This is a genomic window from Sphingopyxis fribergensis, assembly GCF_000803645.1.
GTDB classification, from domain to species: Bacteria; Pseudomonadota; Alphaproteobacteria; order Sphingomonadales; family Sphingomonadaceae; genus Sphingopyxis; species Sphingopyxis fribergensis.
The window spans coordinates 2,789,956-2,815,083 of sequence record NZ_CP009122.1; the positions used below are offsets into that span (position 1 = coordinate 2,789,956).

General features: G+C 61.7%; 27 protein-coding genes. 8 read left to right on the forward strand and 19 right to left on the reverse strand.

Going from position 1 to position 25,128, the window contains the following annotated elements; all coding sequences use genetic code 11:
• Positions 1 to 16: 16 nt before the first annotated feature.
• From SKP52_RS12845 to SKP52_RS12880, 8 genes are all read right to left on the reverse strand, one after another.
• Positions 17 to 1,177, reverse strand: a complete 1,161-nt coding sequence (locus tag SKP52_RS12845) for an epoxide hydrolase family protein (protein ID WP_039575250.1) — start codon at positions 1,175 to 1,177, stop codon at positions 17 to 19.
• A gap of 22 nt (positions 1,178 to 1,199) precedes the next feature.
• Positions 1,200 to 1,565, reverse strand: a complete 366-nt coding sequence (locus SKP52_RS12850) for a DUF1330 domain-containing protein (RefSeq protein ID WP_039575251.1) — start codon at positions 1,563 to 1,565, stop codon at positions 1,200 to 1,202.
• Positions 1,566 to 1,602: 37 nt separating this feature from the next.
• Complete coding sequence (locus SKP52_RS12855) at positions 1,603 to 2,352, reverse strand: SDR family NAD(P)-dependent oxidoreductase (RefSeq protein ID WP_039575254.1); 750 nt, start codon at positions 2,350 to 2,352, stop codon at positions 1,603 to 1,605.
• A gap of 35 nt (positions 2,353 to 2,387) precedes the next feature.
• The gene (locus SKP52_RS12860) at positions 2,388 to 3,596 is read right to left on the reverse strand and encodes an FAD-dependent oxidoreductase (RefSeq protein WP_039575255.1); all 1,209 of its coding nucleotides are present in this window, start codon (positions 3,594 to 3,596) and stop codon (positions 2,388 to 2,390) included.
• Between the two features lie 27 nt (positions 3,597 to 3,623).
• On the reverse strand, positions 3,624 to 4,367 hold the full coding sequence (locus SKP52_RS12865) for a 2-oxo acid dehydrogenase subunit E2 (RefSeq protein ID WP_039575257.1): 744 nt from the start codon (positions 4,365 to 4,367) through the stop codon (positions 3,624 to 3,626).
• Between the two features lie 10 nt (positions 4,368 to 4,377).
• Positions 4,378 to 5,238, reverse strand: coding sequence for an MBL fold metallo-hydrolase (locus SKP52_RS12870; RefSeq protein WP_052208232.1), 861 nt, complete (start codon positions 5,236 to 5,238; stop codon positions 4,378 to 4,380).
• On the reverse strand, positions 5,235 to 6,017 hold the full coding sequence (locus tag SKP52_RS12875; RefSeq protein ID WP_039575258.1) for a coniferyl-alcohol dehydrogenase: 783 nt from the start codon (positions 6,015 to 6,017) through the stop codon (positions 5,235 to 5,237). Before SKP52_RS12875 ends, SKP52_RS12870 begins: the two co-directional genes overlap by 4 nt.
• A 150-nt stretch (positions 6,018 to 6,167) precedes the next feature.
• The gene (locus SKP52_RS12880) at positions 6,168 to 8,660 is read right to left on the reverse strand and encodes a TonB-dependent receptor (protein WP_039575261.1); all 2,493 of its coding nucleotides are present in this window, start codon (positions 8,658 to 8,660) and stop codon (positions 6,168 to 6,170) included.
• 307 nt (positions 8,661 to 8,967) lie between these two features.
• On the opposite strand from SKP52_RS12880, the gene SKP52_RS12885 reads away from it, so the two are divergent.
• The 3 genes from SKP52_RS12885 to SKP52_RS12895 all read left to right on the forward strand — a co-directional run bounded on the left by SKP52_RS12885 (position 8,968) and on the right by SKP52_RS12895 (position 11,001).
• The gene (locus tag SKP52_RS12885) at positions 8,968 to 9,720 is read left to right on the forward strand and encodes a glucose 1-dehydrogenase (protein ID WP_039575265.1); all 753 of its coding nucleotides are present in this window, start codon (positions 8,968 to 8,970) and stop codon (positions 9,718 to 9,720) included.
• A gap of 20 nt (positions 9,721 to 9,740) precedes the next feature.
• A complete protein-coding gene (locus SKP52_RS12890) occupies positions 9,741 to 10,187 on the forward strand; it encodes a nuclear transport factor 2 family protein (protein ID WP_039575268.1) in 447 nt (148 codons plus the stop codon).
• Between the two features lie 64 nt (positions 10,188 to 10,251).
• Positions 10,252 to 11,001, forward strand: a complete 750-nt coding sequence (locus SKP52_RS12895) for an SDR family NAD(P)-dependent oxidoreductase (protein ID WP_039575269.1) — start codon at positions 10,252 to 10,254, stop codon at positions 10,999 to 11,001.
• Positions 11,002 to 11,076: 75 nt separating this feature from the next.
• Here SKP52_RS12895 and SKP52_RS12900 read toward each other — a convergent pair whose 3' ends face one another.
• From SKP52_RS12900 to SKP52_RS12910, 3 genes are all read right to left on the reverse strand, one after another.
• Positions 11,077 to 12,159, reverse strand: a complete 1,083-nt coding sequence (locus SKP52_RS12900) for an alkene reductase (protein WP_267127957.1) — start codon at positions 12,157 to 12,159, stop codon at positions 11,077 to 11,079.
• 134 nt (positions 12,160 to 12,293) lie between these two features.
• Positions 12,294 to 12,707 (reverse strand): DUF423 domain-containing protein, encoded by a 414-nt coding sequence (locus SKP52_RS12905; RefSeq protein ID WP_039575271.1) that lies wholly within the window; start codon positions 12,705 to 12,707, stop codon positions 12,294 to 12,296.
• The gene (locus tag SKP52_RS12910; protein WP_039575273.1) at positions 12,694 to 13,320 is read right to left on the reverse strand and encodes a glutathione S-transferase N-terminal domain-containing protein; all 627 of its coding nucleotides are present in this window, start codon (positions 13,318 to 13,320) and stop codon (positions 12,694 to 12,696) included. Before SKP52_RS12910 ends, SKP52_RS12905 begins: the two co-directional genes overlap by 14 nt.
• Positions 13,321 to 13,607: 287 nt before the next feature.
• Here SKP52_RS12910 and SKP52_RS12915 point away from each other — a divergent pair, with 287 nt between their 5' ends.
• Both SKP52_RS12915 and SKP52_RS12920 read left to right on the forward strand, forming a co-directional pair.
• The gene (locus tag SKP52_RS12915; RefSeq protein WP_039575275.1) at positions 13,608 to 14,360 is read left to right on the forward strand and encodes an SDR family NAD(P)-dependent oxidoreductase; all 753 of its coding nucleotides are present in this window, start codon (positions 13,608 to 13,610) and stop codon (positions 14,358 to 14,360) included.
• Positions 14,361 to 14,473: 113 nt separating this feature from the next.
• Positions 14,474 to 15,376, forward strand: a complete 903-nt coding sequence (locus SKP52_RS12920) for a LysR family transcriptional regulator (RefSeq protein ID WP_039575278.1) — start codon at positions 14,474 to 14,476, stop codon at positions 15,374 to 15,376.
• A gap of 424 nt (positions 15,377 to 15,800) precedes the next feature.
• Here the strand turns inward: SKP52_RS12920 and SKP52_RS12930 are convergent, their stop codons facing one another.
• Both SKP52_RS12930 and SKP52_RS12935 read right to left on the reverse strand, forming a co-directional pair.
• The gene (locus tag SKP52_RS12930) at positions 15,801 to 16,226 is read right to left on the reverse strand and encodes a hypothetical protein (protein ID WP_039575281.1); all 426 of its coding nucleotides are present in this window, start codon (positions 16,224 to 16,226) and stop codon (positions 15,801 to 15,803) included.
• A 37-nt stretch (positions 16,227 to 16,263) separates the two neighbouring features.
• A complete protein-coding gene (locus tag SKP52_RS12935; protein WP_039575283.1) occupies positions 16,264 to 17,013 on the reverse strand; it encodes an SDR family NAD(P)-dependent oxidoreductase in 750 nt (249 codons plus the stop codon).
• A 98-nt stretch (positions 17,014 to 17,111) separates the two neighbouring features.
• Between SKP52_RS12935 and SKP52_RS12940 the strand changes: the two genes are divergently transcribed.
• Entirely contained in the window at positions 17,112 to 18,008 is an 897-nt protein-coding gene (locus tag SKP52_RS12940; RefSeq protein WP_039575285.1) for a LysR family transcriptional regulator, read from the forward strand.
• 410 nt (positions 18,009 to 18,418) lie between these two features.
• Here the strand turns inward: SKP52_RS12940 and SKP52_RS12945 are convergent, their stop codons facing one another.
• From SKP52_RS12945 to SKP52_RS12970, 6 genes are all read right to left on the reverse strand, one after another.
• The gene (locus SKP52_RS12945; protein ID WP_039575288.1) at positions 18,419 to 18,802 is read right to left on the reverse strand and encodes a VOC family protein; all 384 of its coding nucleotides are present in this window, start codon (positions 18,800 to 18,802) and stop codon (positions 18,419 to 18,421) included.
• 79 nt (positions 18,803 to 18,881) lie between these two features.
• Entirely contained in the window at positions 18,882 to 19,070 is a 189-nt protein-coding gene (locus SKP52_RS12950) for a (4Fe-4S)-binding protein (RefSeq protein WP_052208238.1), read from the reverse strand.
• A gap of 66 nt (positions 19,071 to 19,136) precedes the next feature.
• Positions 19,137 to 20,459, reverse strand: coding sequence for a ferritin-like domain-containing protein (locus tag SKP52_RS12955; protein WP_039575290.1), 1,323 nt, complete (start codon positions 20,457 to 20,459; stop codon positions 19,137 to 19,139).
• Positions 20,460 to 20,598: 139 nt separating this feature from the next.
• The gene (locus SKP52_RS26120; protein ID WP_052208240.1) at positions 20,599 to 21,501 is read right to left on the reverse strand and encodes an MFS transporter; all 903 of its coding nucleotides are present in this window, start codon (positions 21,499 to 21,501) and stop codon (positions 20,599 to 20,601) included.
• A gap of 155 nt (positions 21,502 to 21,656) precedes the next feature.
• Positions 21,657 to 22,571 carry an MBL fold metallo-hydrolase gene (locus SKP52_RS12965; RefSeq protein ID WP_039575292.1) on the reverse strand — a complete coding sequence of 305 codons (915 nt, stop codon included), beginning with the start codon at positions 22,569 to 22,571 and terminating at the stop codon, positions 21,657 to 21,659.
• Positions 22,572 to 22,927: 356 nt separating this feature from the next.
• The gene (locus tag SKP52_RS12970; RefSeq protein WP_052208242.1) at positions 22,928 to 23,665 is read right to left on the reverse strand and encodes an IclR family transcriptional regulator domain-containing protein; all 738 of its coding nucleotides are present in this window, start codon (positions 23,663 to 23,665) and stop codon (positions 22,928 to 22,930) included.
• A 138-nt stretch (positions 23,666 to 23,803) separates the two neighbouring features.
• Here SKP52_RS12970 and SKP52_RS12975 point away from each other — a divergent pair, with 138 nt between their 5' ends.
• On the forward strand, positions 23,804 to 24,475 hold the full coding sequence (locus SKP52_RS12975; RefSeq protein ID WP_039575296.1) for a 3-oxoacid CoA-transferase subunit A: 672 nt from the start codon (positions 23,804 to 23,806) through the stop codon (positions 24,473 to 24,475).
• Between the two features lie 10 nt (positions 24,476 to 24,485).
• Positions 24,486 to 25,124, forward strand: a complete 639-nt coding sequence (locus SKP52_RS12980; RefSeq protein ID WP_039575299.1) for a 3-oxoacid CoA-transferase subunit B — start codon at positions 24,486 to 24,488, stop codon at positions 25,122 to 25,124.
• The last annotated feature ends 4 nt before the right edge of the window (positions 25,125 to 25,128 follow it).

Consider the following 25,128-nt stretch of genomic DNA (forward strand, 5'->3'; position numbering starts at 1 on the left):
CGCCGCGGGGCGTCCTTCAGCCGCGCAGCCCTCTGAAGAAACGGCGAATATCTTCGATTACCAGCCGGGGTTCTTCGAATGCCGCAAAATGGCCGCCTTCGGGATATTGGGTCCACTGCTGCAGATTATAATATTTCTCGGCCCATTTTTTCGGCTGCAGGACCAGTTCGTTCAGGAACACGGCAATTCCCGTGGGCGCGCCGACGACGGGCAAATTGCCGTGCGACGGCTGCCAGAGATTGTGCACCGCCTCATAATAATAGCGCGCCGAGGTGCCGAAGCTGTCGGTAAGCCAATAAAGCATGACCGTCGTCAGCATATCGTCCTTGGAGAAACGGCTTTCGATATCGCCGCGCGTATGTCCCCAAGTGCGGCGTTTCTCAACGAGCCATGCGCACAGGCCGGCGGGCGAGTCCTGCATCGCGAAAGCAAGCGTCTGGGGTTTTGTCGCCTGCAGCGAATAATAGCCCGACTCTTTTGCGAAGAAATCGATATTCTTCTGCTCCCAGCCTTCCTCTCCCTCGCCCCACAGCGGGTCGACCTGACCGCCGCCGAACATGTCGAGCGGGAACATGGTCGTGAAATGCACGCCGATCATCCGGTCCGCATATTTGTGGCCGAGCTGCGCGGTCAGAAACGCTCCCCAATCCTCGCCGTGCGAGGCGAAGCGGGGATAGCCTAGTCCTTCCATGAGCTTTACCCACAGGTCGGCGGTGGTCCAGAAATTCTGTCCCGGTTTCGTCAGCGGCGTGGAAAACACATAGCCTGGAAGGGACGGGATCACGAGGTCGAACGCATCTGCCGGATCGCCGCCATAGGCGGCGGGGTCGGTGAGCGGTCCGATAAGGTCGCGATAATCCCAGAAGGTCCAGGGCCAGCCATGCGTGAGAACGAGCGGGGTGGGATTTGGCCCTTTACCCTTGACGTGGATGAAGTGGATGGGGACGCCATCGATCTCGGTCTTGAAATGCGGCCAGGCGTTGATCGCAGTTTCTTGCGCCCGCCAGTCATATTCGTCGAGCCAATAGGATATGAGTTCGCGCAGATATTCGCCGTTGAAGCCATAACGCCAGTCTTCGTTGGCGAAATCGGCGGCAAAGCGCGTGCGCTCGAGCCGGGTGCGCAAGTCCGCGAGCGCGGCGTCGCTTGCCCGGAATTCAAAGGGGGTTATGTCCATATTCCCGATCCCTCGACGGCTGCTAGATTTCCCAGGGCGTGGTAACTTGCAAGACGGCTTCCACCAGCGTGTCGCTCCGCAGATGGAACCCTGCCTTGAAATCGGGGTCGTGAAGGATCGCGAAGAAGCCGGCCTTGCTCGGATAGCGCACCAGCCAGACGGCGTCCCACGTCTGTCCCTCCTCGCCGACGAGGACATGCCCGCCCTTGCCGAGATACATGAACTCGGCGCCATGCCGGGGACCGTGAATCTTGCAATGGCGCACATAGGCTTCATATTCTTCCATTCCGCCCTCGCGAAAGCGAAGAAGGTTGAGCATGTAGATGGGGCCATCGTGATCGATGTCGGCAAGTGCCTGAACAGCGGCGTCGGTGGGGTCAATAGCCATGGTGATTCACCTTTTTTGAACAACAAGCCGTGCGTGGTCAGGCGGAGGCGGCCCAGCCGCCGTCGATGACAAGTTCGACGCCGGTGATATAGCTGGCCTCGTCGGAGGCGAGGAACAAGGCGCCGTTCGCGACATCGACGGGCCGACCGAGGTCACCCATCGGAATCCGTGCGCGCTGCAACTGTTCCTGCTCCTCGGTGATGCCGGCCTGGGTACGTGTCCGCATCGGACCGGGAATGATCGTGTTGACGCGAACGCCATCCTTTACCCATTCCATCGCGGCCACGCGCGTCATCGCACCGATCGCGCCCTTTGTTGCCGAATAGCCGAGGCTGCCGGGCATACCTCTCAGCGCCGTGAGCGATCCGATATTCACGACCGCGCCATTGCCGCTCTTGACGAGTGCCGCGCGGGCAGCCTGCATGCCGAGGAAGACGCTCGTCTGGTTGACCGCAATGACCTTGTTCCAGCCGTCGAGGCCCTGCTCCTCGATCGTGGCGAGCGGCGTCACGCCGACATTGTTGCACAAGGTCGTCAGCGCGCCGAAGGCGGCGATGGTCGCGGCGACGGCGTCCGCCCAGCTTTGCGCACTCGTCGCGTCGAGCCGCACGAAGCGGACGTCGCCGCCAAAGGCCCTGATTTCCGCCAGCGTTTCTTCGGCCAGCGGCTCGTCGATATCGCCGATAACGACCTTGGCGCCTTCCTGGCAGAAGCGGGTCGCCTGCGCGGCCCCCAATCCCGTGGCCGCGCCCGAGATCAAAGCCACCTTGCCTGTCATCCTGCCCATCACACTCTCCTCTGCATTATCTTTTTATCGGTCGCTCAATCGATTCCGGCAGCGTAGGTGAGGCTCTCCCCCATGCTCCAGCGATACAGGAAAGCGGCACGCATGTCGTCGTCGGCGGCAACCTGTTCGAGATGGTCCATCGCCGCCGACCGCTTGTCGAGATCGGTTTCCTCATTCCGCTCTTTGTTTTCGACCGACACACGCTGCACCCATTCCCAATTGGTTTTCCGGCGTTGGCGATCATATTGGTCGAGAATGGCATCGTCGGCGCCGTCGAGCCAGACGGCCGAGAATTTCTCGATCAGGTTGAAGGCGTCGTGAACGCCGCAGTTCAGCCCCTGCCCGCCGATCGGGTTGTTGAGGTGCGCGGCATCGCCAGCGAGGACGACACGCCCCTTTCGGTACGTATCGGCAACGCGCTGATGGACGTTATAGATCGTGGCATTTTCGACTGTGTAGGGCTGGTCCGAAGGCCGAACCGACTGCAACCGGGCCTGGATCGAGGCTGGCGTGAGCAGGGTATCCGGATCGTCGTCGGGGCCAACCCGGCTGACGATCCGATAGAGCCAGTCATCCTTGCCCGGCCCATATGGAACCCGAATGACCAGACGCCAGTTCGGACCGTCGGCCCGATAGTCGAGCCGGCCGTGCTCGGGTTCGAAATCGTGGCGGGTATTGATCATGAGGAAACGATCGGGGAAGGTATAGCCGCCGAACCCGATGTCCTGGCTGATGCGTGTCGGGCTGCTGCCGCCGTCGCATCCCAGAAGCCAGTCGGCGCGGATCGATGTGGCCATGCCGCCAATCTCGACCGCGATGTCGACGCCATCTTGAACCTGCGTGACGCCAGTGACCCGGTGGTTGAAAAGAAACTCGCAGTCCTGATCCTTCAGCAACTCATAGCCCGCATGCGTGAACCAGTTTTGCGCCGCGGAAATCGAGTATCCGTGACCATAGCGGCGCGCCATCACATCGAGATCGATCGTCACCGACCGTCCAAGACCCGCGTCGGTAAAGCGGAATGTGCGATCGCGCGTCCCGCCCTCCAGCAGCTTGTCGATGAACCCGATTTGCTCGAGCATCTCGACCGAGGGCGGATGATAATAGGTCGCGCGCAGATCCTGGCAGACGGTGGAACTTGCTTCCAATATCGTGACGGGAATTCCGCGGCGACATAGGCCAAGCGCGGTGATCAGGCCAACCGGCCCTGCCCCGCTGATATATACTCGCTTCTTGTTCTGCATTTTTCGTCCGTCTCGCATGGCAAAGGCTCAGCCCAATTGTTCGGGCCGTTCCATCAGATCCTTGAAATGTCCCAGATAGGCCGCGACCGGACCCGCGGAGAGCGCGCGATGATCGAACGCCAAACAGAAATTGGCCATCGGGGTCGACCGGATGATCCCGTTGGAATCGACGATCGGCGTATCGATCGCGGCCGCCACGAAGAAATGGGACACGGCAGGCAGAATGCTCATCGCCGAGAAGAAGTTGACCGGCGCGATCATGCCGATGTTCGAAATGCCGATATTGGGCGTTTGCGACATGATCTTGAACGTCGCCAGCGAGTCCTTCTCACCCACCCCGCCCGTCCGGATACGCGCGACTTCGGCCTGCATTTCCGCCGCGATTTCAGCGAGCGATTTGGCGCTCGCCCCCTGAATCAGGAGGGGAAAAGCCGAACCGTCCACCATGACCGGCCCCTGAACCGCGATCGCGTCCGGCCCCGGAACGATCAAACGCTCCCGCCCGCCTTCCTCGAACATTGCCGCCATCATCGGATGCTCGCGGGCCGCCTGTGCAACCGCCTTCTGGATGACGTTCATCGCTGAAACGGGCATGCCATGTTTTCGTGCATAGTCCTGGCGAAACCGTTCGGCGGGCGCCATGTCGATGCCGATCCCGACATGGACGACGGGGGTTTCGCGCCAATTGGCTTCGAAGACATCCCCGACCACCTTCTGAAGGCCGGTGATTTCGTGCACGGTTGACGCGCCGGGGGACGAGTTGTTCATCATCTGCCGCCCCTCAAGGTTCGTTGACCGGCGGAATTTCCCGCATGGCCACCTTGGTCGAATTGCCGAGCAGAAATCCGTCGAGCACGTCGACGGTTTCGGGATAGTCGCGCTCGATACGCTTCGCCAGATCGGCCGAATCGCTCGCTTCCGCGAGATGCTTCTCGAAGCCCAGGATATAGTCGCGGGTATAGTTCCACGACGTGATATCGTCCGGCAGATGCGGTCGCTTATGTCCGGCGACGATCACTTCGGGATCGAGCGACTTGATCTGATCGAGCGCTTTCAGCCAGGCACCCCGATGCTCCTCGAAATGTTCGCCGAACCACAGATGCACCTCGTTGAACAGGACATCGCTCGCAACCAGCGTCTTGAGCTGCGGAACCCAGATCATCGTGATCCGGTTGGCATCGCCCGGAACGGGCCCGACCAGTTCGATGCGCTCGTCCTCGAGCATCACATGGTCGAGATCCCACGCTTTCGGAATGGCGACGTAGCGCGGCGCGAGCTTCCCGATCTTTTCCTGCCACCGGTCCAGACCGCGCGGGGCGTCGATGAGAATATCCTCGACGACCGACGGGTGGGCGAGAGCGACCGCATTCGGGAATGTGTCGAGCAGCAGGTCGAGACCGAAGAAATGATCGGGATGATCGTGGGTGATGATGATCTTTTCCAGATCCTTGCCCGTTTCCAGAATATCCCCGATCAACCGATGCGTGTCGGCGCGCGAAAAGGGCGCGTCGACGAGGATCATCGATCGCTCGCCCTTGATGAGGGCGTGATTGGTGTGGAGGCTGCTGGCCCGGGTGGTGACGATCTCGATCTCGAGCTTGGTGCCCGGGCGCGTGACGATGTTCGGGGCGTTATTGGTCAAAGTCCATTCTCCTGAGCGAGATAGTGAGCGGCGACGCCGCCATCGGCGGGTATGTTCGCACCCCGGATCCACGCGGAAGCGCCGGAGAGCAGGAAGGCGATCACCGGCGCGATGTCGGCGGGCGCACCGGACCGCTCGACGATGTCGGAGTCCTTTTTCGTCCGCTCGCCCATCACGCCCGCAAAAGCGTCGAGGAGCGGCGTCGAAACGGCGGCGGGGGAGACGCAGTTCATGCGGATGCCGCGATCGACCCAGGTACGGCGTTGCCGAATGCACCAGGCGAGTAACGCTTCCTTGGTGAGGAAATAGGACCGGCCAGGCTGGTCGTCGATGCGATGCTTTTCGACGAAAGCATCGATTTTGCCGAAGCTCAGATCGAGCGCCTCTTTGATTTGATCGATCGATTGTTGCCAGTGAAAGGCCGCAATGGAGGACAGGTTGACGATGCCCGATCCATAGGTGAGCCGCGGGAGCAGCGCGTTCGTCAACGCCATGGTGCCCACCAGATTGACCCGGATTACCTGGGCCGCGGGCACCGTCGGCGCGAGCCCGGCGACATTGGCGAGGCCGTCGATTTTTTCCGGAAGGCGCGCCACGGCTTCGTCGATCGACTTGCGCGACGACAGATCGATCGCGATATGCTCGTCCGCATTGTCGGAAGGGCGGATATCCAGCCCGATCACATAAGCGCCGTGCGCGCGCAGATAATCGACCGTCGCAGCCCCGATACCTGAAGCACTTCCGGTCACAGCCAGGGCTTTTCCCTTGAGGTCAAACATAGAATCCCCTGTTGATTGGACGCTCAGTTTGCGCCGCGAGCACATCGCTGTCTTTGCGTAGGCGGCGGTAAATCTTGTCTTTTCCGGCAGATGGCCGCGCCGCCGGACTCCGGATATCCGGCGGCGCGGCAGCCCTTTCGGGCTGGGAGGTCAGAAGCGAAAGCTCGTCCGGATGCCATATGTCCGCGGCATCGCGGCATAGCGAACCGTCGTGTCGTAAAGCAGCGCGACGTTGGTCCAGTAGAATTCGTTGGTCAGATTCTTGACCCAGGCCTGGACCGACCATTGTCCGTCGGGCGACGACAGGCCAATCCGCGCATCGACGGTAGTAAAGGGCTTCAGTCGCCCCACCGTCAGCGTTACGGGGTCATGCCCGATCACAGCCTGCGCGCGGCTGTTGTACGCCATGCTCGCACCCAGATCGAGGGTGAGATCGGACGTCAGCGGCCGGCTATAATTCGCCCCGGCCGCAACATTCCATTTGGGCGTGTAGGGCAGCATGTCACCCGCAAAATCCCCGATATCGCCAAACAGGTTGATGCCGGTGAAGCGCTTGATCTTCCCGTCGAGATAGGTGACCGACCCATTGAGGTTGAGGCCATCGACAGGTTGCCAGGCCAGCGTCGCTTCGGCGCCCTTGATCGTCGACTTCGGAATGTTGGTCAGCGCAAAGACGGTTCCGAAAACCGGCTCGGCGAACCCGCTTTTGAGCTGCTTGCCACGATAGTCGTAGTAGAAGGCGGCGCCGGTCAGGTTGAGCGTGCGATCGAACAGCTTCTGCTTGAATCCGATCTCATAGGCCAGAACCGATTCCTGAGTGACCGGGCGTACCTGGTTCGTCGTCGAGGCGGAAATCGAAGGATAACCGCCCGATTTATATCCCTTGGTGACGTTGGCATAAATCAGCGTGTCGGAACTGGGCTTGAAATCCACGCCCCCCTTCCACGAGACATTGTCTTCGCGCAAATGGGTGTCGAAAAGGCCCGGCAGATAGCTGTCGGGGGTGATGATCGGATTGCCCGCCGCATCGGTCTGCGGCGCATGGATCAGCGTGCAGGCCCCCGGCTCGAGCGGGGGTGCGGCGGGCAGTCCGGCCGAACTGCGCAATGCGCCGATGATGCCGTTGAACAGGACGCGCTGCGCATCGTCCCCCCAGACAGGGTCGAAATTATTGTCGTAGGTGCAACCGATGAAGCGCCGATCCGAATTGGTGTAGCGCGCCCCGGCCTTCAGGGTCAGCGTCTCCGTCACGTCATAATCGACATTCCCGAAAAGCGCCCAGTTTTCGACGCGTTGGTCGCTGAAATCGCCCGCCCGCGAAAAACGAACTCCGAACGATGCCGTGCTCGCGCCATAGGCCAGAAGATTGCGTTCGACGACCTTGCTGTTCTGATAATTGCCGCCGACTGTGAAACGGATGGTGTTGGCCGCGTCGTTGGCGAGACGCAGTTCCTGGCTCCAGTCGCGAATTTTCCCGATATTGGCGACAATATCATAATTGTTGATAGCGACGCCGTCGTCTCCGGCGATGCCGTTTCGCTTGAGCTGCGCATAGGCGGTAATCGACGTCAGCGTGAGGTCATCGCTCAGATTGTAGTCCGCCCGTAGCGACGACTGCCACATCGTATCGCGTTTTCGCGGCGTGATGTTCTGATTGCTTCCATCGGCAATGACCGAGGTCCAGTCCGCAGCGCGCGCCTTGTTCGGCGCCAGCGGCGTGGCGATCAGTTCGGGCGGGGTGAAACCAAAGCCGTCGGGGCCGGATGTCAGGTTCGGCCGAAAGAAGATGAATTGCCCAGCTTGGGGTTGGCCACGGTCGATCCAGCCATTCGCATTGAACTGGACGTTCAATCGTTCGGTCGGCTGCCAATCGAGAAGGATGCGGCCCACATATTCGCGGCGGCGACCCAATGTGTCGCCCGGACGCGCGTAATAGGATTGCTGCCAGCCATCCATGTAAGCCGCCTTGACCGCCACGCGCCCCCTCAGCGTATTCGTGATGGGACCGCTGATAAAGGCGGTGGCCTCGATCTGGTTGAAGCGCCCATATTCGAAATCGAGACCCGTCTCGAGCCGGTCGGTCGGCTTGTTCGCGATATAGTTGATCGCGCCGCCGGTCGAATTCTGGCCAAAAAGGATGCCCTGCGGTCCCTTCAGCACCTCGACGCGTTCGACATCGAGGCCGACCGCCAGCGACGTGAGCGCCGTATAGCTATAGGGTACCTGATCCATGTAGACGCTGACGGCCGGCGCCCCGGACAGTGCGGAATCGAAATAGCCGACGCCGCGGAGCGTAAAGACCGGGGTGTTGAACGCGGAGCGGGCGAATGTCAGGCCCGGCACCACCTTGGTCAGATCCGCGACGTTCGTGATGCCCTGGGCTCTAAGGTCGTCACCGCTGACTGCCGCAATCGCGAGACCGACACGGTTGATCGATTCCGACCTCTTGGTAGCCGTGACGACGATATCGCCGATGCCCGGCTCGGATACATAGTCTTGCGGCGCTTCGTCCTGCTGGACGGACTGATCCTGCACCGCATCCTGAATTGCCGCCTGGTCCTGCGCTGACGCGGGGGCTGCAATGCTTGCAACACCTACCGAAGCCAGCAGGCCGAATACACGGCGCGTGCCATTCATGTACATCTCTCATCCCCTACTCATGCCAAGGCATGATGTTATTATCCAAAAGCGTCACCGCGCCGGTCCAAAGACCATTTTCCGCTACGCTTTCGCGCGCCTCCCGAGTGACGTTTCGGCGCCTTCGCTGTGTGAACCCTCGAAGATGAGCGATCTTTGCACCCGCGGTCGGAAAGCTGTGCGGTTCCGGCGCTCAAGGCGTTTTGGGCCGGTTCACGCTTGTTCTTGCCCCAACAACGGCTTCTATCTCGAACCGCCCGGCCGAGTTCTCAACAAAGAACCTTCGCGACACGGGCAATGCAGGAGAGGATAGATGGGCAATCGACTTGCTGGAAAAGTTGCGGTCGTTACCGGAGGCGCGAGCGGCCTCGGTGCCGCGCAGGCCATATTGTTCGCGCGCGAAGGCGCTGATGTCATGATTGCGGACCTGCAGGCCGACCAAGGCGAAGCTGTCGCCAGGACGATCTGCGACGTGGGCGGACGGGCCCGCTTCGCCCGGCATGATGTAGCCAGCGAATCGAGTTGGCGCCTGCTGATGGATGCGACCCGAAAGGAATTCGGTCCGCTGTCGATCCTGTCCAACACCGCAGGCGTCATTCATCCGGGCGCCGCCACCGAAGAAAGCCTCGACGGCTGGAACAAGATCCTTTCGGTCAATCAGACAGGGACATTCCTCGGGATGCGCGCCGCCCTGCCCGTGATGGCGGCCAACGGCGGCGGCTCGATCGTCAATATCAGCTCGCTGCTGGGCTTGCTCGGATTTCCGGGAATGATTGCCTACAGCGCCAGCAAAGGGGCGATCCGGACGATGACCAAGGCCGTCGCAATGGAATGCGTGGCAAGCCATATTCGCGTCAACACAATCGTCCCGGGCGCCATGCAGACGCCGATCCAGGCGAATGTCACGGCGGAGGCAGATGCCTGGCAGCGGTCGAGAATTCCCATGGGCGACCTTGGCGAACCCGACGATATCGCGTTCGGCGCCCTCTATCTCGCTTCCGACGAGGCCAAATATGTCACCGGCGCCGAACTGGTCATCGATGGCGGCTGGTCGGTCAGCGCCTGATCCAGAAGAAAGGATATTTTATGACAGATTTAGATCAGCTTACCAGCCGTTTCGCGCTCATCGATCTCGTTTCCGATTATGCTCTTGGCGTCGACAAGCACGAGCTCGATCGCTTTCGTAACATCTGGTGGGACGATGCGGTCTGGGACATCGAATTCGTCAAGACCTTCAACGGTCTCGACGAGATTACCGGCGCCGTCGAAAATCTCATTTGGCCGATGTGGGAAAGCACGACCCATTATTGCGCCAATCATCGCGTCTCGTTCGATGGCCCGGACAGCGCCAAGGGAATCTGCGACGTTTATTGCATCGGTAATCTGGCGGACGGCCAGGCCGCGCACGTCGTCGCCAGCTACCATGACGATTATGAGCGGCGGGGCGGCAGGTGGGCGATCGCCCGGCGCTATGTCAATCAGCGCGTCTTCAGCCCCCTGGCCGGACAGGTTCTTGCTCCTCCCGGCGCTTGAAGCCGCCAAAATCGCACCGCCGATCGATCAAACCGCAGAATGAACCAATAATCAGGAGAGGCAAATGACTGACAGGTTGAAAGACAAGGTTGTTCTTGTCACGGGCGCGGCGAGCGGGCTCGGCGCTGCGCAAGCACGCGTGTTCGCGCGCGAAGGCGCGCGGGTAATGCTTGCCGATATTTCGGAACGCGGCGCCGAAAATGCCGCGGCGATCCAGGCCGATGGCGGCAAGGCGGATTTCGTCCGGCTCGACGTCTCCGACGGCGATAGCTGGAAGGCCGCTGTCTCGGCCACGCTTGCCGCTTTCGGGTCGCTCACCTCGCTTTCGAACACCGCCGGTATCATCCACTATGCCGGGGTCGAGGATGAGACGATCGAAGGGTGGAACCGCATTATTGCGATCAACCAGACCGGGGTGCTGCTTGGCATGCAGGCGGCGCTGCCGGCGCTGGTGGCGAGCGGAAACGGCGCCATCGTGAACGTCAGCTCGCTGATCGCCCTGATCGCGGCGCCCGCGGCGATCAGCTATAGCGCCAGCAAGAGCGCCCTGCGAATGATGTCGCGCGTCACCGCAATGGAATATGTCCGCAAGGGTGTGAGAGTGAACACGATCATGCCCGGCCCCATGAAGACCCCGATCACGGCCGACGTCCCGCCGGACATCCTCGCTCAGCAGGTAGCCAAGATCCCGATGGGCGACCTCGGAGAACCCGAGGACATCGCCTATGCAGCCACCTATCTTCTGTCCAACGAGGCGAAATATGTCACCGGCGCGGAACTCGTCGTCGACGGCGGGTGGTCGGTCAGCGCCTGATCGGGCAGGCCAAGCCTTTCGCTCCCTAAAGGCGGAACCGGAAAGGGGCTGGCGTATCGCGTCAGCCCCTTTTTCTTATTGCGGCATGATCGGAACCAGCGCCTCGTCCGCGCTTTGCTGCTGCTCTGCATCGCGATTGGCATGGACGGGGTAATCGATATAGCCGTCGGGACCCTGGCAATAATAGGTCGCCACATGCGGCCGGTTCACCGTCCAGCCATTACGATAGCGCTCCACCAGGTCGGGATTGGCGATGAAGGCCTGACCGAAAGCCACCATGTCGGCACCGCTTTTTTCGATCGCGCTTATGGCCGAAGCCCGGTTGAAGCCGACGTTGAAGATCATCGGCCCATCGAACAGCGGCCTGATCGTACCGAAGACGTCCCATTCGATACCGTAGTTGCCCACGTGCAGATAGGCGATCGAGCGGCGCCCAAGCTGCGTTGCCAGATAGCGGTAGGTGGCGATCGGGTCGCTGTCGTCGACTTGGTTGAAATTCCAGCCAGGCGAAAGCTTTACCGAAACGAAACCGGGAGACGTCGCGGCGGCGATGGCATCGACAAGTGCCAGAAGAAAGGCCGACCGGCCCTCGATGCTGCCGCCCCATTGGTCGGTACGCAAGTTGGCATTTGTCGAGAGGAATTGCATGGGCAGATAACCCGAAGCGGCGTGAATTTCGACACCGTCGAGCCCGGCGTCCCGCGCCAGGCGGGCGCTTGCGACGAAATCGTCGATGGTCGCGAGAATGTCGGCATGCGACAGTTCACGCGGCACGACATAGGGCTTTTTCGGTTTCGGCCAGGGCGAATCATAGGGCTCGCAGGCGGGCGGGGCGACCGCCGATGGGGCAACGGGCGTCTCGCCGTCGAGGAGCAGCGGGTCCGATATTCTGCCGGCATGCATGAGCTGGACGAATATTGTCCCACCTTCGCCATGGACGGCGTCAGCGACGCGTCGCCAGCCTTTGGCGTGCGCCTCTTCGTACAGGCTCGGCGTGAACAGATATCCGCGTCCCATCGCGCTCGGCGCGGTTCCCTCGGTGACGAGCAGCCCCGCCGAGGCCCGTTGCCGGTAATATTCCACGTTAAGATCGGTTGGTACACCCGAAAGCGCGGCGCGGTGGCGGCTCATAGGCGCCATGACCACGCGATTTTTCACGGTCCTGTCACCTATTTTCAATGGCGAAAAAAGCCTGGTTTGCTGGGGTTCCATGTCGTCCTCTTACAAATATTGCCGGGCACGCGGCCGATTGTTTGTCCGACAGGCCCGGTGCCGACCTGCCGTTGTCTAATTCAAGGATCGCCGCGATCGATGGAGCCCGCGGCGACGATCAGCACAATCCAGCCGGCAAGCAGGCCCGCCGACCCGATGCAGCCGGCCGCAAGCTGGAAAGGGCCGCGATAATAAGGCGCAAGGTAGAGCGATCCGCACAGGAAGAATGAGCCCGCTAAAAAGAACCCCGGGGCATGCCGGGCTTTGTGCGCACCCAGATTCATGAATGTCGCGCTGCCGAAGCAGGTCATCGAATGGATGAACTGTATCTGCGCGGCGAGCCGGAAATAGCGCGTTTCAAGGTCGCTCCCGCTCAGATTTCCCCATATCCAGATGACCATGGCCATGCAGCCGCTGATCGCGGCGCACCGCATCCACAGGCGGCGCGTCCACAGCCCTGCCGGACGGGGGAACAGGGCGCTATCGATCGCCATAATCCGGCATCGCTCCCAACGCGGCCGCCACCGCGGGCCGCGCTTGCACCGCCCGACCCACGGCATGGAGCCGAGGCGTCGCCTGGATGAGGTTGCGGATCTGCGGCCGGCGGGACCATTGCGCAAAGACCATGGCATAGGCGTCGCACAGCGAAAAACCCGTCGGCAACACGCTCGCCTCCCCGACAATTTCCCTTTCCAGCCGGCCGAGCACGCTATCGAGCATCAGGACGCCGGTGCTCCGCACATCGGCTTGCGCCTGAAGGTTGGTTGCCAGGCGGTCGGGCCGAAGAACCGGCCGGAATGCGATGTGGACGGTACTCGCAAGCAGCGCGAGGAACGATAGGGTCTGCGCCCGTTCGACCGAAGCGGGAGGTGGAAGGAGATGCCGTCCGGGAACGCGATCCGCGACATAGGACAGGATTGCGACCGTTTCGGTAAGAATGACGCCGCTCTCCAGCACCAGTGTCGGCACGCGTCCCCAACCGTTGACGTCGGCGATTTCAGCGCGATCGTTCGCGTCGACGATGCGAAGTTCATAGTCCAAGCCGCTTTCCGCAAGCGCGACGAGCGACGCCGCCGAGCACGAACCGGGGGTATGATAGAGGATCATTGTCGGTGCCGTTCAATAGCCACCGGGCCCGGCGGCTGTGCGGGGCCGATCATGTCCATATCCATTCGCAATTCGCCGTCCGATCATATTGTCAAAATCAACGATGACCTCGCGATGACATCTGACGGCCGTGGCTGTCTTTGCGCTTGCGGCGCAATCGGTACGCAGCCGCGGCATGGCGGCGCGTCGCGGCTTGGCGGCGTCTTTGCAGGCTGACAAGACGGCCACAGGTTGGCGCGGCTCTCCCCCGGATCCGCCCCCTTAAAACTTAAACTCAAGGAGCTGACATGTCAGGCATAGAAAATAAGGTCATCCTCATTACCGGCGGCGGCAGCGGTATCGGCCTCGCCGCCGCGCTGGCCTTCGCACGCGAAGGCGCGAAAGTGCTGATAACGGGCCGAAGGGCAGCGGCGCTCGATGAGATTACCGCCGCCAACCCGACCATAGAAGGCTTTGTGGCAGACGCGGCCGACCCGGCTTCGGCAGGCGCCGCCGTCGAGCACGCCGTCAAATTGTGGGGACGCCTCGATGTCGTGGTCAACAATGTGGGAGACGGCGGCGTTGGCCCCATGGAATTGGTCGATGCCGAGCGCATCGCGGCCATTTTCAAGGTGAATGTCGTGTATCCGAGCATGGTCTGCGCGGCCGCGCTGCCCCACCTCGCGGCAAGCGAAGGTCTGATCGTCAACATGTCGAGCACCTATGGCAGCAAGGCGGGCGCTCCGCTTTCCTATTATGCCGCAAGCAAGGCCGCCGTCGAGCATCTCACGCGCTGCTGGGCGCTCGAATTCGCGCCGAAGAAAATCCGGGTCAATGCCATCGCGTCGGGGCCGGTCGAGACGACCTTCATGCAGAAGCAGATGGGACTTCCCGACGACGTGATCGAGGCCATCAAGGAACATGAACGCGGGACCATTCCGCTCGGCCGTCGCGGCGTACCGGCCGATGTCGGTGAATGGATCGTGACTCTCGCCCGCCCCGAACTCGGATGGATCACCGGCCAGATCATCGCAGTCGACGGAGGTCTTCAGATTACGTGAAGTCTCCCGGCGCCTCGCATCTTCCTGCACGGCCCTCCTTCAGTGGCCCCGGCATCTGTCGGGGCCACGCGAGAGATGCCGAAAACAGCGCGCAGGTTGCGACTGGCAGACGGATGAAGAGAGCCCACCGCTGGACCGGAGTTTTGGCCTTCGTAAGGACGGTCGAGTCCGGTTCGTTCAGCGGTGCGGCGCGGCACGGAGGAACGACGCCGTCCGCCGTATCGAGGGTCATCGAGCGGCTCGAACGACAACTGGGCGCGAAATTATTCCATCGCACGACCCGGTTGCTTTCGCTGACCGAGGAGGGCGCCGCTTATTATGAGCGCGTCGCGCCGCTGCTTCGCGCGCTCGAAGACGTGGGCGAGATATTCGAGGACAAGGGCAATACCGGGACGCGGGGAAAGCTGAGGGTCAGCTTGCCCGTCGCCATAGCGCCTTTGCTCGTCGATGCGCTGACCGCCGATTTCATGGTGCACCATCCCGCAATCGCCCTTGAGATATCGGTCACCGACCGACATGTCGACATGACCCGCGAGGGTTTCGACATCTTGCTGACTTTCGGTGGAGGCATGACGGACGGCACAACCACGTGCCTCATCGCAAATCTGCCGATCACCCTGGCCGCCGCGCCGGCCTATCTCGATCGGCATGGCTATCCGCGTTCCCCGGAAGAACTCGGCGGGGCGGCGCATATCCGGCATCTGGTTGCCGAGCGGCCGCGCCCGATTGTCTTTGCGGATGGGTCCAAGCTCATGGCTCGAGGTGTGTTCGATACCGATTCGATGGAGGCCATGCGGGTCGCAGCATTAAGGGGGCTTGGCATCGCATCCCTGCCCCGCCTTATCATAGCAGAAGATTTGCGCGCGGGACGCCTTCTGGAAATCGTGCCTCACGCATCGCTCACGCCAGTGGTATTGCACATGCGGCATGCGTTCGGCCCCTTTCTGCCGCGGCGCGCGATCCTGCTTACCGAGTTCATCAAAAATGTGCTGATGTCTCGCGCCGATCGCACCTGACACCGTCCCCAGACCTGGACAACTGAGGCGCGTCGTCGTGGTCATGAACCATGCCGACAAGGCCGGAAATCCCAAAATCGTTGACCGGTGCAGCCTTCCCCTCACCGGCACAACGGCCATCGACGCGATCGTGTCGGACTTGGGCCGCTTCCTTCTCGACCGCGAAACGGTTGGCTGGTCGTTCAGGAAATTGCCGACGGCATCGATCTGGACGCCATCCGATCGCGGACGGCGACCCCCGTCATCAGTGCATAGGCGCGACATTTAACGGGCCTGATAGTCGGCAGCGACATCGATCGAGGCAAGCAAATCGCCTGCCTCGATCGAGCAATCGTCAAAACTACCCTTCCCGCCGCGCCGAGCATCGAGGCCAAAGGGCCGCACCGATGGACCCGCCGGCGAGAAGGTGGCGAGGGACGGATCCTCAGGCCGCCTGCCGGCGTGCCGGCAGGAAGTTGCCATCGATTCCGCCGGGCCAGGGAGTCACGGTTTCACCCGCCACCATCCAACGGCCGCTGTCCTTCCGCAGCCGGAGTTCGTACATTGCCGCGGGGGCATCAGGGCTCATGCGGCGATAGAGGATCGCGGTCGCATGATCGCCCTGCTGTTCGACGTGAAGCACCCGGTGTTCGGTCGACAGCGGCGGTTCGCCGGCGTCGCGGCGCGAACGAAATTCGGCCAATGAATCGGTCCGGCTGACGCGCGTTACCTCGCCGTTGCTGCCGAGCACCAGAAAGCTTTGGTCGGCGGTGTAAAGCTGTTCCATGCCGTCGATGTCATAAGCGCTGCCGACATGAACAACGTCATGGATCAGCGTGTCGATCGCGGGGTCGATGGGGGATTTTGTCATTGTCTTTCCTTTTATTGGGGGAGGTGGAAGTGGGGATTCAGAGCAGTGCCATGCCGCCATCGACGCGCAGGTTGATGCCGGTCACGAAGCTGCTTGCGTCGGACGCGAGAAAGAGTGCGGCCTCTGCGAGTTCTTCGGGGCGCCCGAAGCGGCCAAGCGGAATCGCGCCCGCCATCATCGCTTCGAACCCTTCGATATCCTCGGGGGCCACGCCGAGCTTTTCGATGATCGCCGTATCCGTCGGCCCGGGGCTCAGCATGTTGACGCGGATGCCGCGCGCTTTGAATTCAAGCGCCCAACTGCGCGCGAAAGCGCCGATCGCGGCCTTCGTCCCGGCATAGACGGGATGGCCGTCGAGCACCTTGTCGCTCGCCAGCGATCCAAGGCAGATGATCGAGCCGCCGTCGCGCAAGACGGGGGCCATATTCTGCACCCCGAAAAAGGTGCCGCGCGCATTGATCGCGAATTGCGTGTCATATTCGGCCTCGGACACATTGTGCGAGTCCGTGATCGTGATGACCCCCGCATTGGCGATATAGATATCGGCGCCGTCAAAGCGTTCGCGGACGAAATCGGCGAGCTGGCGGTGATGGGAGGGATCGGCCGAATCGCCCTGGATACCGATCGCGCCGGCGCCGATTTCCCGCACCGCATCATCGACGACCTGCTTGCGGCGGCCCGTGATCACGACCTGCGCGCCTTCTTCGGCAAAAAGCTTCGCAGTCGCGAGGCCAATGCCGCTATTGCCGCCGGTGATCACCGCCACCTTTCCTTTTAAACGAGACATTGTCATTTCCTTTGCATTGCAGAAGGACGCGATATGGCCGTTCCTGAAAGACAGATAAGAGTGGACAAAGGCACATAATTTTTGCCAAAAACTATCGAATGAACGGATTGGAACACGCCACGGGCCTTTTGGCGTTTGTCCGCGCCGTCGAAGCCGGATCGTTCAGCGCAGCCGCCCGATTAGCGGGATCGAGCCCTTCGGCGGTCTCGAAGAGCGTGGAGCGTCTCGAACGCCAGCTCGGAATGAAGCTGTTTCTCAGATCGACGCGGTCATTGTCGCTGACCGCCGACGGCGCAGCTTATTATGAGCGCATCGCCCCCCTGCTTCAGGCTCTCGATGATGCGGACGAAGTGCTCGGCGATGCGGGTAGCGCGCGCGGCCGGCTGCGGATCAGCCTGCCCGGAATATTGGGTCCGATCCTCGTCGACGCTCTGACGCGGGATTTCATCTCGCTTTATCCGAAGATCGCGCTCGAAATCAGTATCACCGACCGGCACGTCGACCTGGTGCGCGAAGGTTATGATGTGGCGCTGCGGGCGGGCGAGGTCGCGGCGGTCGATTGGATCACCCGATCGATCGGCAACCTGCCCTTGATCCTTGTTGCATCGCCCGCTTATCTTGCGCGAGCGGGATCGCCCGCGTCGATCGAGGATCTCGCCGATGCTGCGCATATCCGTTACCTGTTGGGGGCTCGCGCTTCGCCGATCGTCTTCGCCGACGGCTCCCGGATCGAAACCCGCGGGGTCCTCGACACCGATTCCGGTCAGGCGATGCGGATTGCCGCCTTAAACGGCATCGGCATCGCGCAATTGCTGCGCGCCGCCGTCGTCACCGAATTGGAAACAGGCCGCCTTGTCGAGATCATGCCGACAAATCCGCTCGCCCCTGTTCCCGTTCAGACGCTCCACGCCTTTGGCCGGTTCCCGCCCCATCGGGTCCGCCTGTTCAACGACTTCATCGCCGCAACCTTGGCGCCGCACGCACTCAAGCACTGAATCTCGACATTCAATGCCACAGGACGGGTCCAGAGGATGACTGAACCCAAAGGGTCGGCTTCGGCGATACCGCCAAGGCGCGCGCGATCGGGGACGGATTTCAGATGCACGCGCGCACGGCAATCCACGCGCTGTGCGCATCGACCGCTCGCGGCGCGCGCGTTCGGACGAGGCGCGCAGGAGTAGGATAATTTACCACTCGAACATTGCAAGTCGCGGCGGATGAACCGGGTGACGGAGACACGATTGAGCATGGGGCCGAAACCTTTAGCCCCGCATGGGCCTGGACATGCGCTTCGACCACCCCGCCTTTGCCCGTCAGCGACTTCAATGACGACTGTCGGCGTCGATTGCACGGTACTCCGCAGGTCTAGCAGCCCAACCGACGCTTTTGATGCGATGCGATGAGTCTAATTGGCACTACCGCTCGAAACGTGCAGGATGTTGTCGTCGGGGTCGCGAAACCAGATTACGCTCAGCGTGCCCCTGGTATGGATGCCGTCGATCACGGTGTCGTAGCCATCCGGATATTCGTCGAGCGTGACGCCCTTGGCCCGCAGGTCCGCCGCGATCCTTTTGATTTCGTCACCAACTGACCAGACGACGGCATTGGCTCGGTTGGAGCGAGCGTAGTCGCTCAAATAGACATTGAGCTTGGTCGCACCAGTTCCAAAAACCAGGCCAACACCGTGATCAGCGATGAGCGGCAGACCAAGGACTTCACCATAGAAGGCTTTTGCGCGCACCAGATCTGAGCTTGGCACGATCGCCGACGAAGCATAATCCTTGAACATCGTGAATCCTTCTAAAATTTCCTGCGACTATTTCTGCGCACCTGAGTGATCGTCTCAAGATATCCTTTGGGATGGGTATTTAGGAGCAGGCCACCGCAATCCATCGAACGGGCGGCGCCTGCTCTGCTTTGCCGTCGAGGCGATCATAGGTCAGCGCGCCCGAGGGGCATTGGCGGACGATAGCGCAGACTGTCTCGAGGTCGGTCGCGTCGGGCATGATCCAGGCACCGTCATGATTGGCAAGAAAGCTATCGGGTGCCTGGGTCACGCAAACCCTGCTGTGGATGCAGCGCTTCCCCTCGAAATTGATGGCAAGCTCGTTTCCTTCCGCGCGCTAGGCTCCGTCCTTCGAGATCGTCGATGGCGGCACGGGAGCAGGCACGGCTGTAACAGGTGCGGCCGTGATCGCCGGGGTCGACGCAGCAGGCGCATTTCTTAATCTGTCGACCTGTTTTTCCAATATGGTCGAGGCGCGCACAGCGCGGGGATCGCTCTTGTCCATGGTCGCAGCCACCGCTGCCAATTGCTCGGCCCGCTCCAGATAGAAGCGCCGTGCGCTAGGTCCGTGAGGGAGCGACGCCGCTTCGCGTAGCGCCGTGAAGGTGACGCCGGCGTTGCAATCCGGATTCGAAGGGCCGGCCGGCAAACGTGCCGCACGCTCGGCAACGGCGGTCAACGCATGCATCAAGCCCAGCGAGCAGCCGATATAGAGCGCCTTTTCGGAATTCTCGTGCGGGACCGCGAAAGCCCCCGCAAGAAGGCGTAGCGCTAGGGTATAGATGGCATTCGCGAGATCGACGGTCGCGATCGCATCCTTATCCTCCAGCCACACGCGCCCCTCGGGCTGCGGCGGCTTGCGGAGGACCGGATTGATCGCCGCCGGATGGGCCGGTGCAAAACCGGGATTGGCGGCGGAGAGCGCCTCCATCTCGGAGCGGACATTGAGGAAGCGCTGAAAATGCGAATTCTCGCGGTGCGCCGGGGCCCCTTCGCCTTCGATGATGATCTCGGTCAGCGCTGCAAGCGCGCTTTCGAGATCGGTAACGGGCCGAGCGCCCGCCAGGTTCACCTCAGATTGGGAGATCTGGAGCGAAGGGTCTCCGCAGAAAACCGCGTCCTCACCGACCGCGTCAACGAACGCGCGAAGGTCCGCCTCGATCATCTGATAAAAAGTGCCGATCGTTGCATAGTCATAGCCCGACGGCGTGAGGTTCGGCACCAATGGCGTGCGAGGCGGCGGGTTCGGCACGGCGAACCCCTCCCCATCGGGCTCGGATGCCCCCTCGGGTCTCTCGAGGAAGATAAAGTGCTGGATGACCGCTGGGCTAAATGGCGCGAGCTTGACCGAGATGCCCGCGGGAAGATAGCCGGCATCGAGCGGAAAATTGGCGCGCCCGAACCGCGGGGCGCCACCGAGGGCCGAGGTGATGTTCCATACCGCAACAAGGTGGCTCATCTCGTCGATGGCAACGTTGAGAATGGCGCGCCGCCATCCCGCGACCGCAACAGCTTCCGCGGCAGTCAGCCCTTCTCCCTCGCCGTCCTTGAGGCTGAAAGCAGCATAGAGATAGGTGCAGAGCAGATTTTGCTCGAGTTCGGCGGCTTCATAGAGCGCGTGCACGATTTTTTCGCGCGTCACAGCAGTCTTGGCGTCCATTTCTGGCCCTCCTTTTCTGCTCGCAGAATAAGGAGGGTGACACCGGGCGGTTAGATGCGTTTGGTGAAAAGAAGACGGTACCAAGGCCCGTCGCCCTGGGTTCGATCACCACAAATTGCGAGAGGGAGAGGGTGTGATCCTAAACCATCGGATAGGCTCGACAAGCTGCTGCGGGCGGAGCATCGGCACGACCAAACCGCCAAAAACGATCATGAGGTGGAGCGTGACTGAACGATGCCGACAAATTTCCAGCCGCGCTTCTTGAGATCTTTCGCCATCGCGATCGACGCCGGCGATCGTCGCGAGGGCGGCAAGAAGCCCTAAAAGCACCCGCCCCTTGATTTCCCCGCTGCTCGACCAGGCCGTGAGGCTCCAGGTAAGAAGGCCGAGACCGATCGTGACAGTCCAATGAAGTTCTGCTGCCCTTGTCGTTCGGGATATACCGCCACGCGATCGCGATGGCCGCAAGGCCCAACGGCAAATTGAGAAAGAAGATCGCCCGCCACCCTGCAACCTCGATCAACCAACCGCCGAGTGGCGGACCGACGGCGTTCGCCATGGCCTCAAACGCCGCCCATGTCCCGATGGCGCGGCCCTTGGCCTCGCCCCTGAAGCTGTTGCCGAGAATGCCAAGGCTGTTCGGCATCAACATCGCAGCGCCGATGCCTTGCACCGTACGCGCAGCGAGCAGAATCCCGATTGTCGGGGCGAAAGCGCAAGCCAGCGACGCCAGAAGAAAGATCGTAATTCCCGAAACCAGCAGCCTGCGCTGACCGAATTGGTCCCCCGCCGCGCCGCCCAGGAGCAGCAGGGCACTCAGCGGGAGCAGATAGGCGCTGACCGCCCATTGCTGTTCGGCAGCGGCCGCACCAAAGCTATGGCCGATCGCTGACAGCGAGACGTTTACGACTGACCCGTCGATGAAGGCGAGACTCGACGCGAGGATCGTCGCAGCGAGTGTCCAGCGCGGATCGGTTGCTTCCGGCCCGCGCGCATTGTCGAGCACCGCGCTGTCGCAGGGAGCGGGTACGGCGGTGGTCATTCATTCCCTTTCTCGCGCGCGGGATTATTCTCTAGCAACACGGCGATCGACCTAAACGACGCCACGCAGCGTAACCTAAAAATCCCTGACGCCGAGCAGGGTCGTGCCATGAAGCTGGGTCCGGAGCGCGCACGGCGCCCCGGATCCGACATTGCTCAATAATCCCAGAAGCCCGCGATCCAGCGGAACTTGTCGCCATCTTCGGCAACGCGGCCTACCGAGGGAAACGGCAGATGGGTCGCGATGAACACTTCATTGGTCGCCGCCGCCTCGCGGAGGAGGCGAAGACGAACCTGAAACGCCTCTTCGGGATCATGTTCGAAGCCATTCTGCCAATCGGGGTGATCGAAGCCGACCGGGAAGATGGCATCGCCTGCAAAGGTGAGGCGCTCCTCGCCTGCGGTGATGCGCACCACGCAATGGCCCGGCGTATGTCCACCGGTCCGCACAGCGCGCACGCCCGGCGCGATTTCACACTCTTCCTCGAACGTCCGAATCCGGCTGCCATAGGCCTCGAGGAATTGCAACGCCGTCGCGCGAAGCACTTCGGGTACGGGCGACGGCATCACCGTATGCGAGAAGTCAGGAGACTTCCAGAAATCGACCTCGGCGGCCGCGACGTGAATCCGGATGTCGGGCCGAAGACGATTCTTCACATCTTCGACGAGCAGCCCGCCGCAATGATCCATGTGCAGATGGGTAAGTACCACGTCGGTCACCGACCCGAGATCGATCCCGGCCGCTTCCAGTCGCTTGGGACCCAGCCCGGCACGCGGGAAGCCGGGAAACTGGCCGCCGAGCCCGGCATCGACCAAGATGGTCTGATCGCCGCTCCGGACCGCGAGCATGTTCAATGCCCAGTCGAAGGCATCGGGGCCCTGGAACATACTCTTGAACCAGGCCTTCCGGATTTCGGGCTCAACATTTGTCGACATTGTGGACGTCGATATAGGCAGTACGCCGTCGCTGATGACCAGCACTTCGATATCGCCGATCCGAAGCGCATAGCGCGACGGGACCAGCTCTTCGGTTCCGGTTCCGGCGGGACGCTCGATTGCATTCACTCGCATAATTCATTCTCCTGCACCCGGCTAACTAATGCGCGAACCAATGAGGTGCAGGCCATACCGTGGTATAGGTCGTATCCGGAGGTAGGCTGCGACGCGCCAAAGACCGCAGCGATGCGCGCAGCTATGCTCGCAAGCCGGGTTGGAGACGAGGGTTCTGGGTCGCGCGAGCCCGCACTTTGGCGGTGGCGACTGAGGGGCGATTGCCACCTGCCCTATCGCTTTCAATGCCTCAATTCTGCCGCGGCCATGCGCGTCGCGCGCTACGATGTCCTGCACCGTCCACCGCGGAAAGCGGATATCGCCCTGGCGCTTCCCGCGACTGCAGGACAGGCTTCAAAATGAGGATGGCGGCGCCCTCAAAAACTTCCCATCGCCGACAGATCCCGCGAGGCGCGCCGCAAAGCCGGAAGGAAACGGACGCGCAGATCCGTCGCCGCGATACGGTCGGCCTGCGTCCCGATATTGATCGATGCTGCCACGCCCTTGCGGCCGAAAACAGGCACCGCCACCGAGCGCAGACCGATTTCGAGTTCCTGATCGACGAGCGCGAACCCCTCTTCCGCGACCCGCGTCAGGACTGTGTCGAGGCGCCCCCGGTCGGTAATCGTATGCGGCGTGAGCGGGACAAGCCGCGTTCGGCGGAGATAAGCCTCCCTGTCTTCCCGCGAAAGACCGGCGAGCAGCACCCTCCCCATCGACGTTGCATACAGTGGTAGCCGGCTCCCGGGACGCAGCGCGATGGATATGATCCGCGACGATTCAGCCCGCGCGACATAATAGACCTCGTCCTCCTCGATCACCCCTAGTGAGCAGGATTCATGCAGTTCATCGCGCAACTGCTCGAGGATAGGCTGCGCCTTGGCAACGAGAGTGCTCGAAGAGAGATAGGCGTAACCCAGCGCGAGCGCTTTGGGACGAAGCATATAGTGGGGCCCCTCCTGAACGGCATAACCAAGCTGCGTCAGCGTGTGGAGGCATCGCCGCACCGAGGCACGACTCAAACCGGTGGCGCCACTCGCCTGCGCGACGGTCATCGGCTTCTGCTGCTCTGCAAAGCAACGGAGCACCGCAAGTCCCCTGGCGAGCGATTCCATGAAATCCGGGTCTCCCGATCGCTCTGCCACAGACTACCCTTCATGCCGTCAACCGATAATCGCACAATATGCCGTTTATCGGTTGACGGCAATACCCTCGGGGAGAAGTATCCGCGCAGACGGCTTGAAGGAATCGCCATGATCGACAAGGAAGTCGCCACCGCAGCAGCTGGGGTAGCGGACATCACAGACGGATCGTCAGTGATGATCGGAGGATTCGGCACGGCCGGTATGCCTGACGATCTGATCGACGCCCTTATCGAACGCGGTGTGAGCGATCTGACGATCATCAACAACAATGCGGGAAACGGCGAGACCGGCCTCGCAGCCCTGATCCGTGAGGGCCGTGTTCGCAAAGTGATCTGTTCGTTCCCGCGCCAAGGGGATTCGCATCACTTCGACGCCGCCTACCGCGCGGGACGTCTGGAACTCGAACTCGTCCCCCAAGGCAATCTTGCCGCGCGTATCCACGCTGCGGGCTCGGGACTAGGCGCGATCTTCACGCCGACAGGATACGGGACCTTGCTTGCCGAGGGCAAGGAAACGCGCGAGATCGACGGACGTCATTATGTACTCGAATATCCCATCCAAGCGGATTTCGCGCTGATCAAGGCCCGTAAGGGGGATCGCTGGGGCAATCTTGTCTATCGCAAGACCGCCCGGAACTTCGGACCGATCATGGCCATGGCAGCGAAGACCACGATCGCGCAGGTATCTGAGATCGCACCGCTGGGAACGCTCGATCCTGAAGTCGTGGTCACGCCGGGTATCTTCGTTCAGCGTGTCGTGTCGATCCCGGCATCGAGTTAAGGACGAACCGATGACGAACCCCCTCAGCCGCGACCAGATGGCCGCCCGCGTTGCCCGCGACATCGCCGACGGCGCTTATGTGAACCTCGGAATTGGCCTCCCTACGAGGGTCGCCAACTATCTGCCGCAAGACCGCGATATTTTCCTGCAAAGCGAAAACGGCTTGCTCGGCATGGGGCCGGCGCCGGCGCCGGGCGACGAGGATCCCGAGCTCATCAACGCAGGCAAGCAGCCGGTAACATTGCTATCCGGCGGGTGTTTCTTCCACCATGCCGACAGCTTCGCGATGATGCGCGGCGGACATCTCGATGTCTGCGTGCTTGGGGCCTATCAGGTCTCGGTGACGGGCGACCTTGCCAACTGGCATACAGGCGAGCGCGATGCGATTCCTGCCGTCGGGGGGGCGATGGATCTTGCTATCGGGGCGAAGCAGACCTTTGTCATGATGGACCTGCTCACGAAAACGGGAGCGAGCAAGCTTGTCGAGGCATGCACCTATCCGCTGACTGGTCTTGGCTGTGTTTCGCGGGTCTATACCGATCTCGCCATTTTTGCCGTGGGACCGTCCGGCGCAAGCGTGATCGAAACGGTCGACGGCCTCTCGATCGCCGATCTGCGCAAACTGACCGGCCTCGCTTTCGAAAGCTGAGAAG